Consider the following 13,954-nt stretch of genomic DNA (forward strand, 5'->3'; position numbering starts at 1 on the left):
CGGCGGTCTTGCCCCGATGGAGTATCGGACCAAGACCGCCACAGCCGGACAGCCGGCAACTGCTTCATGCTGACCTCACAGCAGTCCAACTATTGGGGACCACTCCAGCGCGAGGTTGCTGAGCCGCCGTCAGGTAGCAATTAGCGGGTGATGCGTTCCTTCCAGGCGGCCATGACCTCGGGCGAGGTCGGCTTCGACGCGAAGGACCCGACGAGGTAGCCGACCAGCGAGGCGATGAGGCCCAGGTAGATGGCCTCGTTGGCGTAGATGCCCGCCACGATCATGACGACCACGGTGGTCACGGCGCCGAGGATCATGCCGGCCATGACGCCGACGATCGTTCCGCGCTTGAACACGAGACCGCCGAGGATCGGGATGAACAGACCGGCCACCAGCAGGTTGTAGGCCACGGTGAGCGCCTCGACGACGCTGGGCATGATCATCGCGAGCACCAGCGTGACGACGCCGAGCACGATGAGGTAGATGCGCGAGTCGCGGATCTCATCTCCGGTCTCGCGCACCAGCGATCGCACGAGCGTCGACTTCGCACCCGAGCCGGATTCCGAGCCGGAAATGCCGGACGCACTCGCCGAGGCGTCCGATCCATCCGTCGCCGCATCCTTCGCACCGGCTCCCGCACCGACGCCGTCGCCGCGTTCAGGAACGATGTCCTTGCGGGCGAGGATCGGTTCGACGATGTCCTGACGGCAGACGGTCGAGGCGGCCATGAGCGAGCCCGAGGCCGTCGACATCATCGCGGCCAGGGCCGCAGCGAGCACGATTCCGGCGAGCACCGGAGACATCGAGGCATCGACGACGGCGACGAACACATCGTCCTGAACTTCGATGCCGGGCACGATCTTCGTCGCGGCCATGCCGATGAGCGCACCGGCGACAGCGTAGAGCAGGCAGTAGACGCCGGCGGAGAAGCCGCCCCACCTGGCCACACCCGGGCTGCGGGCGGTGAACACGCGCTGCCAGATGTCCTGGCCGATGAGCAGTCCGAGGGTGTAGATGAGGATGTAGCCGAGGATTGCCTCCCAGCCGATGCCCACCGGTGAGGTGTGCGATTCGGGCAGCGAGGAGAACAGCTCGGAGATGCCTCCGGACTTCGAAAGCACGATGGGCAGCATGATGAGGAAGATGCCGATCGTCTGGATGAAGAACTGCACGAAGTCCGTCAGCGTGATCGACCACATGCCGCCGAGCATCGAATAGAGGATGACGATGCCGCCGCCGATGAGCACCGACCACACCTTGTTGAGATCGAACAGGGCATGGAAGACCGTGGCGTAGGCGACCGTCGACGTCGTCGAGATCATCAGACCGTAGGCGGTCATGATCGCTCCGGAGACGAAACGGGAGCCCTTGCCGTAGCGGAGTTCGAGCATCTGCGAGACCGTGTAGATCTCGAGCTTCTGAATCTTCGGAGCAAAGAACAGCGAGAGCGCGATGATGCCCAAGCCGATCGCGAAGACGAGCCACATTCCCGACAGCCCAGCCGTGTAGCCGAGGCCGACTCCGCCGATCGTCGACGCGCCGCCGAGGACGACGGCCGACATCGTGCCGGTGTACAGCAGTCCGCCGAGGCGGCGCCCTGCGACCAGGAAGTCCTCCTGGTTATGGGCCTTGAAGCGGCCCCAGACTCCGAATCCCACCATGGCGGCGAGATAGATGATGACTACCAAAGAGTCCACAGCGACCCTTTCTGTTGGATCGGCTCAGTGACCGACGGTGATGTGAATGGCGGTGGGAACGGTGCGATCGAGCGCCTCGGCGATGGCTTGCGGCAGAGCGGAATCGATGTCCGCTTCGGCGATCGTCACCCCGGCCCCGCCCATGGATTCGCCGAGTTTCGCGAAGTCCGGACGGGCGAGTCTGACAGCGAAGGGTTCGATGTCGCGGTCGACCATCTGACCTTCGATCTCCGCATATCCGCCGTTGTCGACGATGACGAAGGGGATGCCCAGTCCCAGCTCGGCAGCGGTCATGAGCTCCTGGATGGAGAACATGGCCGCACCATCGCCGAGGATGCACACGACCGGTCGTGCAGGATCGGCGACCTTCGCTCCGAGGGCGGCGGGAATGCCGTAGCCCAAAGTGGCGAATCCCGGCATGTAGAGCAGCTGGTCGGGTGTGCTCGCCGTCAGCGCGTGCACCGTGCCGTCGTAGGTGACCTGTGAGGAGTCACCGGAGATGACGACGGTCGATCCCGCACCTTCTTCGACGAGCCGGGTGACTCGGGCGCCGATCGCCTCGAAGTCGAAATCGGTGGCCCAGGTCTCTCGGATCCGGGCGACCCGATCGGCCCCGGATTCCTTCGCCGAGGCGGCCGATCCGTGTCGTTCGGACGATTCCGTTCCGTCATCGTTCGTCGAGGCGGCGCTGGCCGAGGCGGCGCTGTCATTTCCGATTCCGAGTGCGCTCATGAGCGCGGTGAGGAATTCGCCAGTGTCCGCGCAGGCGAGGATGTCCCCGGGCAGGTTCTTGTTCAGCTGGTCGGGGTCGATATCGCAGCGGATGACGGTCTGTCCGGCAGACTCATCACGCACACCGATGTTCGTCTGCGCACCGATGACCCCGCCCCACAGGTCGGAGTCGGCCAATTCGGAGCCGAGCACGATGAGCACATCGGCCGCCGCGGATTCGGCCTGCACGCTGGGGAAGCGCACATTCGAACCCAACGACAGCGGATGCGTCTCGGACACGATGCCCTTGCCGTTGGCCGTCGTCGCCAGGGGAGCGTCGAGGCCCTCGATGAGACGAGCCACCTCGGCGTGGGCGCCCCTGGCACCGCCGCCGGCGATGATCAGCGGACGCTTCGCCGCACGGATCGCCTCGGCGGCACGGGACACCACATGATCATCGAGTCCGGGACGGCGACCTGCGAACGGGACCGGAACGCTGCCGTTCCACGCGCCCTCGAGCACGTCGAGGGGAACCTCGATATGCACGGGTCCGGGACGGGCCGAGTCGAACATGGCGAACGCCTCGGCGACGGCCTGGGCTGCACCTTCGGCAGTGCGGGTGCGCTGGGAGGACACGAGGAGGTGGCCCACCGCACCGGAGGAGTCCTTCGTCTCGTGCAGCATGCCGACGTCGGCGCGCTCGAACCCGGTGGGCACACCGGGGGAGAGGATGAGCATCGGTCGGGACTCGGCATAGGCGGTCGCGGCGGCGGTGATGACGTTCGTCAGCCCCGGCCCCGAGGTCGTGATGACGACCCCGGGCTTGCCCGAGACGAGGAAGTACCCGTCGGCACCGTAGCCTGCTCCCTGCTCGTGGCGGGGAGTCACGGCCCGGATCCCGAATTCGGGCAGATGCCGGTAGAACTCGAGGTTGTGGGTGCCGGGGATGCCGAAGATGGTGTCGACTCCATGGGCGGCCAGAGTCGCGACGACCGCGCGACCGCCGTTGCGGACGTTCTGTTCGGTGCTCATTCAGACTCCGAGAGCATCGCCGGCGGGCCCGGAGGGAGCGGTGACTCCGTTGTTCTCCGCCGCCCAGAGGGACAGGACCTCGTAGCCGACATGAGCGGCGGCGAGTCCGGTGACTTCGGCATGGTCGTAGGCGGGGGCGACTTCGACGATCTCGGCGCCGACGACATTGAGTCCCTGGAGCCCGCGGATCGAGTTGAGCAGCTCACGGCTGGTCATTCCACCTGCCTCGGGGGTGCCGGTGCCGGGTGCGGCCGCCGGATCGAGGACGTCGATGTCGACGGACAGGTAGACCGGAGCGTCGCCGAGGCGACCCCGCATCCGGGCGACAATATCCTGGACGGAGGAGAACTGGTATTCGTCGCTGCGGATGATCTGGAAGCCGAGCACCTCATCATCCTCGAGATCCTTCTCCCCATAGAGGGGACCGCGGATGCCGATGTGCATCGAAGCGGTCATGTCGATGAGGCCCTCTTCGCTGGCGCGGCGGAAGGGAGTTCCGTGGGTGTAGGGCGCACCGAAGTAGGTGTCCCAGGTGTCCAGGTGCGCATCGAAGTGGAGCACGGCGATCTTGCCGTGCGTCTTGTGCAGCGAGCGCAGGTTCGGCAGGGCCAGGGTGTGATCCCCGCCGAGGGTGAGCAGCTTGGCCCCGTCGGCGCGCATGGCGTCGGCGTTGGCCTCGACGGTGGTGATGGCCTCTTCGATGTCAAAGGGATTGACGCCGAGGTCACCGCAGTCGGCGACCTGCTGCCAGGTGAACGGGTGGACGTTCGTGGCCTGGTTGTAGGGGCGCAGCAGCTTCGAGGACTGGCGGATGTGAGCAGGTCCGAAGCGGGCACCGGGACGGTAGCTGACGCCGGCGTCGAAGGGAATGCCGATGACCTTGACGTCGATCTTCTCGCCGGGACGCTCGGCTTCGACTTCGTCGATGCGCGGCAGCAGTCCGAACGTCGGGGGTCCTGCGTAGCGGGGTGTCTTGCTGTAGTCGGCGGGGCCGAGCGGCTGAGACGTCACTGGCTTGCTCCTTCGTCGTAGCGGCTGACCCGACCCGAACGGGCCGGAGGTGATGCCCTCAGCCTAGGACGTGGGTCACACAACACCGATATCCAAAGGGGAGCATTTGGAACCAGTGCTGTCCAGAATGGATAGAATCGGGTGCATGGTCACCTTGGAACAGATCTGGTCACGCGCAGAACTCGCGCTCGAAGTCATCGTCGACTCGCCCACCGCAGCGGAGCAGAACGTCACGATCGTGCACTCCTCGGAGCTGCCGGAGGTCGACGAATGGCTTGCCGGCGGTGAGGTGCTGTTGACGATCGGGGTCGGTCAGGACCTCGGCGGGGACACGGTTGGGGACTATGTGTGCCGCCTCAAAGCTGTCGGCGTGCACGCGCTCGGCATCGGACTGGGCTCCGACCTGCCGTGGCAGCAGGTTCCGCCGAAGCTCGTCGCCGCCGCGCAGGAGGCCGGGCTGGCGCTGTTCGGCGTGCCCGAGCCGGTTCCGTTCGTCGCCGTCGTCGATGCCTTCACCCGGATGCGTGAGGCCGAGACCAACCGAGAGCTGACCCGGGCGAGCAGCGCCGCCCGCCGTTTCGCAACCGCATTGGCCGGGGAGGGGCCCGCGGCGCTTGTGGCCGATCTGGCAGAGACGCTGAAGGCTCCGGTCCGGTTCGTCTCGCCGACCGGCAGGGCGTTGAGCGGTGACGACGCCGAGGAAGACGTGCGTTCGGCACTCATCGAGGAGTCATTGAAGCCGACGACGGGGCCTCGCCTGATCCGCACCGGTTCGCGGATCGTCGAGGCCGTTCCGATCGGAGGTGATCATCCGCTCGGGTGGATCCTCACCCCCGCCGAGGCGGCCGGATCTCCGAAGACGCGTGCCCTGCTGCTGTCGACCGCCTCGGCGCTGTTGGCGATGTCGTTGGCGGATCTGCCCGTTCCCTCCGGTCGCGCGCTGCTCTTCGACTCCGATCTCAGTGACGACGAAGCACGTGGGGAGTGGACTCGGGTGACGGGGTTGGCACCGGTGGCGACGGTGGGGATGCGCATCTTCGGCGGTGTCCGTGGGGACTCCGCCGAACGCCTCATCGCCGATATCGTCGGTCGGAGCCTGCTCACTCGCACCGGTTCGCTGCTCGGGGTGGTCGGAGCACAGGAACGCGGACTCGATGAGCTGGTGACGAGGGCCGCCGAGGTCACCGGCCTGGACGTGCTTGCGGAGAAGAGGCTGCCGTTGGGTCAGCTCCATCACACGTGGATGCTGTGGCGAACCCAGCACGAGTCCGAGGCCTCCGAGGTAAGGGCGCTGCTGTCGGCGGTCGATGAGGAGGCTGCCGACCGATTCGTCGATCGGGTTCTCGGCGAACTCTTTCGGGCCCGCGGCGGTCAGGAGCTGTTGGAGACTCTCCGGGCCTTCATCGCCGCGTCCGGGGCACGCGAGCGCATCGCCGCCGAGTTGGGAGTGCACCGGCACACGGTGCGGGCGCGGTTGGCGAAGATCGAGAAGCTGCTCGGCCGGGACCTCTCCCGTGCCGAAACGCTGCAGGCCGTGTCGTTGGCACTCGAACTCGCTGAACTCTAGGCACACCTCTCACCGACCGCTCGGCACGGTGTTCCGCGCGGCGGTGCTCTCCGCTCAGTCCTCGAAGTGTTCGATGCGGAAGCGTTCGGCGACCTCAAGCACCCGGGCGAGGGCTTCGTCTTCGCCGATGCTGATGCGCACACCGGCACCGAGGTTGCGCACCGCCACGGCCTGTTCGACGCAGGCATCTTCGAAGGCACCAGACTTTTCACCCAACGGCAGCCAGACATAGTTCGCCTGTGCTTCGGGCACCTCCCAGCCCTGTTCGCGCAGTGCAGCTGCGAAGGCATCGCGGGTCTGTGCGATCTCGCCGGCCCGCTCGAGCACTTCGTCCCAATGATTGAGGGATTCGAGGGCGGCGGCCTGGCTGAGATCGGTGACGCCGAAGGGGATGACGGCCTTGAGCAGTCCTTCGATGACCGGCGGGTGGGCGACGGCGTAGCCGACACGCAGCCCGGCGAGTCCGTGTGCCTTGGAGAAGGTGCGGAGCAGAACGAGATTCGGATAGTCGCGGACAAGACCGAGTCCATCGGCTCGCCCGGGTTCGGTGGCGAACTCCCAGTACGCTTCGTCAAGGGCGACGAGAACGTGGTCAGGCACCTTATCGAGGAAGGCGCGGACCTCGTCGTCGCGCAGCACCGGGCCGGTCGGGTTGTTCGGCGAGCACAGGATGATGAGGCGGGTGTCTTCGGTGATCGCCGCCGCCATCGCGTCGAGGTCGTGGCGACCCTCGGCTGTCAGCGGCACTTCGCGGCGGGTGGACCCGACGAGCCCGGTGGTCTGCGGATACATCTCGAACGACGGCCACGGATAGATCGCCTCGGTGGTGGCATCCGAGGTGATCTGGGTCAGCGCGACGAGCAGTTCGCTGGCACCGGTGGTGACGACGAGCTGATCCAGCCCGACACCGAGGCGGTCGGCCAGTCCCTGACGCAGCGCCAGCGCCGCGTCGTCGGGGTAGAGCGCGGGGTTCGTCGCGTGAGCGACCATGGTTTCGAGCACTGCCGGCAGGGGAGGCAGGAAGTTCTCGTTCGAGGAGAGCTTGAACGACTCGAGACCCTCGACCTGGCGGGGAGGCTTGCCCGGAACATAGGGCGGGAAGGTCTCCAGAGCGGCCCGCAGCCGCGGTGACGGTGCCGAGGGAGCGGACGCCGAAGCGGTGGAGCCGGATGCGCTCGAGGACGAAGTCCCGGGCGCGGAGGTGGACGCAGAATCTGAAGCAGCGGGGTCGGAGGCGTTCATGGACTCATGATGTCACAGCGGGTCAGCGCTGCCACCACGCCCCGGAGGGGTCAGACTTCGTCGACGAGGATCACCAGGGTTTCTCCGGGGTCGACCGGCCTCCCTCGCCGCCGGGGCCCTGCTGTTGCTGCTGTCGTTCGGAGTCCTCGCGGCGCTTCTCAAGCTCGTCCCGCTTCTTCTCTCGTTCGGACTTGCCTGAGGAATCGTCCGGCTTCTCCTCATCTTCCCCGGGATCCTGGCTTTCATCTCCGGAGGATTTCTCGTCCCCGGAGTCCTTCTCCTGCGAGTCCTCGTCCTCGGACTCGCTGTCGTCGGTTCCCTCCTCCTTGGCTTGCCCGCCCTGCTTCTTGTCCTCGACGCGTTCCTTCGCCTGGCTGCTCTTCTGCTTCTCTTCGCTCTTCTTCGGCTGGCATTCCTCGGGCGCGTCTTCGAGGGTCTTCAGTGACCGGTCGTAGAGTTCCTGCGACTGGTCGGGGTCCTGGGAGGCGATCTGATCTGCCTGCTTCTCATAGACAAAGGACAGGTTGATCCGCACAGCACATTCGGCCGAGGTCGGAGCGATCTCCAAGGCGGCTTCGAGATCGGTCTGGGCAGCGTCGTAGTCGCCGACGGCCGCCTCGGCGGTGCCGCGGTTGAAGTAGCCGATATGGCGTTGGAACGGGCTGACCCGTAGGAACGCCGTCGCCGCCTTCTTGGCACCAGGGAAGTCATTCGAGGTGTATCTGACCTGCGAGGCGGTTCCGAAGTATGTGGCCATGGCGATATAGCCGAACACCAGGGCGAATATCGTGCCGAGGATGAGGTTGATCTTCGTGATCCGACGCAGCCGTGACCACAGATTCTTCAGGCGGTTCATCGCTGACCTCCCTGATAGGGCACCGGCTGGTAGGGAACCGATCCGCTGGGACCTGGTGGGCCCCCGGGACCAAACGGACCTCCGGGACCAAGCGGGCCTCCGGGACCGGGTGGGCCGCCTCGGCGAGGGCGTTTGGGGGTGATCGCCTTGAGGCGAAGGTATTCGCGGACTCCGAAGACGAGCTCCACGGCGATCCACGCGAAGACGAGGATGAGCGGGACCCAATAGTATTCGTCGACGGTGACCCGGCCGTCCTTCTTCACCAGGGCCTGATCGTACTTCGGGGCGGTGTAGACGCTGGAGATCGCGCCGTTTCCGTCCCGGTGGTGGTAATCGACGCCGAGGTCCGAGGCGATCTGGCGCAGGTTGCCCTCGTCGATCTTCGAGATCCCCGGATTGCCGTTGCGGTCCTGGATGTACTCGGGAGGTGCCTGATCGTCATCTGGGTCATCGGGGTCACCGATTCCTGGGGCATTGCCGGGATCACCGACACCGGACCCGTAGCCGAACGGCTGGCTGTCGCGCATCTTCCCGCCTTGATCGGTGCCGTATCCGAAGACGGCGCCGCTGTCGATGCGGGAGGCGAAGGGCGACCACGACTCCGGATTCTCCGATACGGTTTGCTCACCGTCGCCGAAGTAGAACACGACGTTCTTGTTCTCCGGACGGTCCTCATCGTTCGAGGTCATCCGCTTATCGAGCTCCTCACCGGCCTCGGTGATCGATGAGCCTCTGGAATTCATGGATGATTCGGGTTCGAGGACGTCGACGGCGGAGGCGAAGGCGGCGTGGTCGGTCGTCAGCGGCATCACGGTGGCTGCGGTCGAAGCGAAGGTGATGATGCTCAGCCGGGTGCCGGGGAAGGCGTCGGCGAGTTCGAGCATGTCCTTCTTGACCCCCTCGAGGCGGGTGTCGTCCCCGTCGAAATCCTCAGCGGCCATCGACGTCGTGACGTCGACGACGAAGTACACATCGGCTCGTGCCTCGTACTCCTCGGTCGAGGATTTGATGGGGATCCCGGGGCGTGCCAGTGCGATTGCGAGCACGGCGACGACACCCATGCGGGCGAACCACTTCCAGCGTGCTCCGTCGCCGCGAATGGCGGGGATGATGCACACAGTGAGCAGGGCGATGACGATGAAGCCCCAGCCGAACCAGGTGAAGACGGGATCGAAGATCATGATTTCGTCCTCCACGCCAGTACGAACACTCCGGCGAGGCCGAAGACGGCGAGTGCGAGCGGAACCACCGGCATATCGTGGACGATCGTGTACGAACGGCCGGGGGTGTTCGCCGCTTCCTGGCTCTGGATCTCCTCGACGATGCGGTCGATCGTCGAGGCCGAACCCATGTCGAACTGTTCGCCGCCGGTACGGTCGGACACGGATCGCAGCTCCTTCGTCTGAGTGGTCGTCAGCACCGAGGGAGGGGAGAGGCTGTAGACGCGGACCTTCGCGTCGACGGCGATATCGGCGGCTTCGTTGAGCTCGAAGAGGGGCTCACCGGCGAGCATATTGTCCGTGGCGAAGATGATCGACCGGGACCGGTCCTCGTCCTGCCGGTCGAAGTTGTCGACGCAGCTGACGAGTCCATCGCCGATGAGTGAGGAGCCGCCGATGTTCGGGGGCGACGTCGACCACGAGTAGTCGGTGCCCTCTGCGCCCCAGGTGCGGAACCCCTCCTCGGCCTCGGCGAGGTAGTTCTGGACCATATCGTAGTCGTCTGTGAGCGGGAATGCGGAGACCGCGGTGGCATTGAAGACGGTCAGGCCGATGCGTTCGCCGTCGAAGCGGTCGACGAGCTCCTGGTAGGACTCCAGCAGATCGGCATCGTAGCCGAGCATCGACCCGGACACATCGAGGCAGAGCATGACATCGCGCATCTTCCGCTCCGGGTTGACCGTCTCCACCCAAGCCGGACGTGCGACTCCCGCCAGTGCCGACAGCCCGGTGAGGACGATGACTCCGAGGAGGGCGACCGTGGTCACCAGTCGTCTGCGCATGGCCCTGCGGAAACTCGGCAGGCTCGTCATCCGTCCGCTGTGGGCCACGGCCAAAGAGGACTCCGTCGACTTCGGACGGCGGAACCAGAAGACTGCGGCTGCGGCGAGGGCCAGCAGGATGAGCGCCAGCCACCAGAACATCAGGACCATCGCGCCACCAACTTCCGGGCCTCGGCGATCTGAGGCTGCAGACCGGCCGGTTCGGCTTCGGCGAACTCCGCCTCGTAGAGGCCGAGCAAGCACTGCGCGAGGTCGTCGAGACCGGCGACTGCCGCATCGCGGTAGGTCAGGTGCTCGGCTTTGACGCCCCAGGCGTCATGGGCGAATTCGCGCACGATCGTCGCCAGCTGCTGTGCCGATTCGCGCACGTCCGCTGATTCTGCGGTTAGTCCCGTTTCCACGGCGCTGATGCGGGAGAGGTAGGTGCTGCGCACGGGAATCGGGATGCGCGGTCCGTCCGCTGCGGTGACTCCGGCGGCGGCGCGGAAGAGAGGGGCGAAGAGGTTTCCGCACGCCAGCAGCAGGACGAAGCAGGCTGCCACGTACCACGCCGGTGAGACCTCCAGGGGCCCGATGAGTTCAGCGGGGCCCACGGCGGTGCCTCAGCAGAAGAGTGTGCAGTCGGCCGAGGGCCGACTTCGGATGGTCGATTTCGATGTGGGCGATGCCCAGCTTGGCGAGAAGGTCGATGCGCTGCTGACGGCGGGCCGCCTCGGCGAGGGCGAATTCCTGTCGGACCTCGGGTTTCGTCATCACCGAGGTCGGCAGTCCATGGTCGGGTCGGGCGACGTCGAACGGCGCCGAGGCGGACGGCAGTCCTGCGAGGTCCGCGTCGGTGATCGTGATCCACAGGACCTCATGTTGGGCGCGCAGCCGACGGATCGTCGCTTCGGCCTCCGGTCCCAGCGGAGCTTGATCGGAGATGACGACCAGCAGCATCCGATGGTTGATATGGCTGGTGATCCACTGCAGCTGGGTGTTGATCGACCCGGGGGAGTCGCTGCCGGTCTCGGCGAGGATCTGCTGCAGGAGATGCTCGAGGTGGGCCTCGCTGCCTTTCCGCGGTGAAGCGGTGGTGTGACCGGCGTTTCCGTGGATGAGCATGACGTCGTCGGCGTGGCGGACGGCGAGGTAGCCGACCATCCCGGCCATGAGGATGGCCAGGTGGCGTTTGTCGGCTCCGGCGGAGGTCACGGCGTCGAAGTTCCGGGAGGTGTCGACGACGAGGCCGAGGATGTGCCGACGGTGGGCGACATAGCGTTTGACCAGGGGCTCTGTGTGCCTGGCCGTGGCTTTCCAGTCGATGTCGCGGATCTCGTCACCGGGGATGTAGTCGCGCAGATCGTCGAAGTCGAGGCTGTGGCCGTGGAAGACCGAGGAGTAGTCGCCGTCGAGGAGGCGCCGGGTCCGCCGATGGGCGTGGATGGTCATCCGCGCCTTGATTCGGTTGAGCAGGACAGTCATCGCGGCAGCCGATCAGGGAGTGGGCACTGCCATGAGGAGGGCATCGACGATCTGGGCGCTCGTGATGTTCTCGGCGGCGGCTTCGAAGTTGAGTTGGATGCGGTGGGCCAGCACTCGGTGGGCGAGGTCCTTGATGTCTTCGGGGATGACGTAGTTGCGGCCGCGGATCATCGCCAGCGCCCGGCCGGCGTTCGTGAACGCGATGGAGGCACGTGGGCTGGCTCCGTATTCGATGAACGGGGCGAATCGGCCGAGGTACTTCGTCGTATTGCGGGTGGCGTGGACGAGTTCGACGAGGTAGCGGGTGATGGCCGGGTCGATGTAGACGGTGCGGGCGTAGCTCTGCATGGTCACGACATCGTCGAGCGAGCAGGCCGGATCGGGCACCGAGTCCTTGTCGAAGACCCCGGAGTCGAGGCGGGAGAGGATCTCGACCTCTTCGCCGGGGTTCGGGTGGGTGAGCAGGTCCTTGATCATGAACCGGTCGAGCTGGGCTTCGGGCAGCTGGTAGGTGCCCTCCTGCTCGATCGGGTTCTGCGTGGCCATGACGAGGAAGGGGCGGGGGAGTTCGAAGCGTTTGCCGCCGATCGTCGTCTGCTTCTCCTGCATGGCCTCGAGCATCGCCGACTGGGTCTTCGCCGACGACCGGTTGATCTCATCGAGGAGGACGATGTTCGCATGCACGGGACCGAGCACGGTGTTGAACGACCCCTCGTGCGCGTTGTAGATCTGCGAGCCGATGATGTCGGCTGGCAGCAGATCCGGGGTGCACTGGATGCGGGAGAACTTGCCGTCCACGGCATTGGCCAGAGCCGCGGCCGCCGTGGTCTTCGCCAGCCCCGGCACGCTCTCCAGCAGCAGATGACCGCTGGAGAGAAGTCCGATGAGCAAGGATTCGCGCAGGCGCTGCTGCCCGACGACGAAATGGTCGAGGTAGGACTCCAGAGCCTTGAGGATCGTCTGTGCGTGCGCGATCTCCTGCGTGTTCGCCGGTGCCGTTGCCGTCATGGTCCCTCAGTCTCTCGGTGTCACTGGTGCATCGATGCCACGTGTCTTTCGGTGTCACTGTGGTCGTTCAGCCACGCCGTCTGATGCGTTTCTGTGGTCTCCAGCATATTGGCTGGCACTGACACGCGACAGCCGAGAACGTTGCAGTGCTGACACACAGAGCAGTGCTGTGCCCGACGTGCGTCCGTCCGCCACCTGCCATTCACAGCGCGGCCATCTCATGTCAGGACCGGGCTGTAGCGTCGATGGAACCGACGAACGGATGTGAGGAGGTGCTGTGATGATCGCCTCTGCCTCGACGTGATCGGTGCCGCACTAAGGAGTTCGGAATCGTCGGTCGTGGACTCCGCGACATGCCCACAGGCAAAAATTTTTTCTGTGGAAAGCGGTGGAAAACGGAGGTGGACAACAGGTCGAAAATCGGCCCTGAAGCCGCCGATCCCAGCGTCCGCGCAGGTGATCGAACTACATGATTGTCGTTCACAGCCTGTGGACGATTGTGGACGGTGATGACACAGGGTGTGGAACCTGCAAATGACACTGGTGTAACACTGGATATAGGGGTAAGGTCTAACCCGAACACAACATCTAGTGGTCACCCCTGAGCCTGCGCCTCGTGATATTCATCATGATCGAGCAGTTGACGGGACACGGTCACAGCCATCAGAATGCCGAACTGCACAGCAGAATGAAGGAGTCGTCATGATCACCGTGTACACCAAGCCAGCTTGCGTCCAGTGCAACGCCACCTACCGTGCTCTCGACGCCAAGGGCCTGAAGTACAAGTCGGTGGATCTCAGCGTCGACGAGAACGCCCTCGATGTCGTCAAGGCCATGGGTTACATGCAGGCTCCCGTCGTCGTCACCGACAACGATCACTGGTCGGGCTTCCGTCCGGACAAGATCGCCACCCTGACCGGCGAACAGTCTGCGTCCGTCGTGGCCTGACAATGCTGCTGGTCTACTTCTCCGCCAACTCCGAGTACACGCACCGCTTCGTCGCGAAGCTGCGTCACCCGGCAGTGCGGTTGCCGACGTTGACCAAGGAGCCGACGCTGCGAGTGGATGAGCCATTCGTTCTCGTCACCCCCACCTATGGGGCCGGTCGCAATCGCGGGGCTGTTCCCAAACAAGTCATCAAGTTCCTCAATGTCGAAGAGAACCGGCGCCATCTGGTCGGTGTCATCGGCGCCGGAAACACGAACTTCGGCATGGACTACTGCCGCGCGGCCTTCAAGGTCGCGGCAAAGTGTCAAGTACCCCTCATGTATCGAGTCGAACTCCTGGGCACTCAGGAAGATGTCGACGCTGTCAACCTAGGATTGGACAAACTGTGCGCGAGCTCGCTGAAGACCGCAATGTAG

General features: G+C 65.2%; 13 protein-coding genes. 3 read left to right on the forward strand and 10 right to left on the reverse strand.

Annotation, left to right across the window (positions count from 1 at the left end):
* Positions 1-140: 140 nt before the first annotated feature.
* The 3 genes from HK108_RS17665 to speB are packed head-to-tail and all read right to left on the reverse strand — an operon-like array spanning position 141 to position 4,451.
* Positions 141-1,697, reverse strand: coding sequence for a sodium:solute symporter family protein (locus HK108_RS17665; protein ID WP_172170924.1), 1,557 nt, complete (start codon positions 1,695-1,697; stop codon positions 141-143).
* Positions 1,698-1,721: 24 nt separating this feature from the next.
* Positions 1,722-3,440 (reverse strand): thiamine pyrophosphate-binding protein, encoded by a 1,719-nt coding sequence (locus HK108_RS17670; protein WP_181272492.1) that lies wholly within the window; start codon positions 3,438-3,440, stop codon positions 1,722-1,724.
* Positions 3,441-4,451 carry an agmatinase gene (gene speB / locus HK108_RS17675; protein WP_181272493.1) on the reverse strand — a complete coding sequence of 337 codons (1,011 nt, stop codon included), beginning with the start codon at positions 4,449-4,451 and terminating at the stop codon, positions 3,441-3,443.
* A gap of 145 nt (positions 4,452-4,596) precedes the next feature.
* On the opposite strand from speB, the gene HK108_RS17680 reads away from it, so the two are divergent.
* Complete coding sequence (locus HK108_RS17680) at positions 4,597-6,018, forward strand: PucR family transcriptional regulator (protein WP_181272494.1); 1,422 nt, start codon at positions 4,597-4,599, stop codon at positions 6,016-6,018.
* Between the two features lie 54 nt (positions 6,019-6,072).
* Here HK108_RS17680 and HK108_RS17685 read toward each other — a convergent pair whose 3' ends face one another.
* The 7 genes from HK108_RS17685 to HK108_RS17715 form a co-directional block, all read right to left on the reverse strand.
* Entirely contained in the window at positions 6,073-7,260 is a 1,188-nt protein-coding gene (locus HK108_RS17685) for a histidinol-phosphate transaminase (RefSeq protein ID WP_181272495.1), read from the reverse strand.
* Between the two features lie 70 nt (positions 7,261-7,330).
* On the reverse strand, positions 7,331-8,116 hold the full coding sequence (locus HK108_RS17690; RefSeq protein ID WP_139908560.1) for a tetratricopeptide repeat protein: 786 nt from the start codon (positions 8,114-8,116) through the stop codon (positions 7,331-7,333).
* Positions 8,113-9,297, reverse strand: a complete 1,185-nt coding sequence (locus HK108_RS17695) for a vWA domain-containing protein (protein ID WP_139908559.1) — start codon at positions 9,295-9,297, stop codon at positions 8,113-8,115. The genes HK108_RS17690 and HK108_RS17695 overlap by 4 nt, the downstream gene beginning before the upstream one ends.
* Complete coding sequence (locus tag HK108_RS17700) at positions 9,294-10,268, reverse strand: vWA domain-containing protein (protein WP_139470366.1); 975 nt, start codon at positions 10,266-10,268, stop codon at positions 9,294-9,296. The genes HK108_RS17695 and HK108_RS17700 overlap by 4 nt, the downstream gene beginning before the upstream one ends.
* Complete coding sequence (locus HK108_RS17705; protein WP_139470365.1) at positions 10,259-10,711, reverse strand: hypothetical protein; 453 nt, start codon at positions 10,709-10,711, stop codon at positions 10,259-10,261. The genes HK108_RS17700 and HK108_RS17705 overlap by 10 nt, the downstream gene beginning before the upstream one ends.
* Complete coding sequence (locus HK108_RS17710; protein ID WP_181272496.1) at positions 10,698-11,582, reverse strand: DUF58 domain-containing protein; 885 nt, start codon at positions 11,580-11,582, stop codon at positions 10,698-10,700. The genes HK108_RS17705 and HK108_RS17710 overlap by 14 nt, the downstream gene beginning before the upstream one ends.
* A gap of 12 nt (positions 11,583-11,594) precedes the next feature.
* Positions 11,595-12,590 (reverse strand): AAA family ATPase, encoded by a 996-nt coding sequence (locus HK108_RS17715; RefSeq protein ID WP_139908556.1) that lies wholly within the window; start codon positions 12,588-12,590, stop codon positions 11,595-11,597.
* Between the two features lie 702 nt (positions 12,591-13,292).
* On the opposite strand from HK108_RS17715, the gene nrdH reads away from it, so the two are divergent.
* Complete coding sequence (nrdH, locus tag HK108_RS17720; protein WP_025778731.1) at positions 13,293-13,538, forward strand: glutaredoxin-like protein NrdH; 246 nt, start codon at positions 13,293-13,295, stop codon at positions 13,536-13,538.
* A gap of 2 nt (positions 13,539-13,540) precedes the next feature.
* Complete coding sequence (gene nrdI, locus HK108_RS17725) at positions 13,541-13,954, forward strand: class Ib ribonucleoside-diphosphate reductase assembly flavoprotein NrdI (RefSeq protein WP_101546862.1); 414 nt, start codon at positions 13,541-13,543, stop codon at positions 13,952-13,954.

The sequence above is a fragment of the Brevibacterium sediminis genome (genome assembly GCF_013623905.1).
GTDB classification, from domain to species: domain Bacteria; phylum Actinomycetota; class Actinomycetes; order Actinomycetales; family Brevibacteriaceae; genus Brevibacterium; species Brevibacterium sediminis.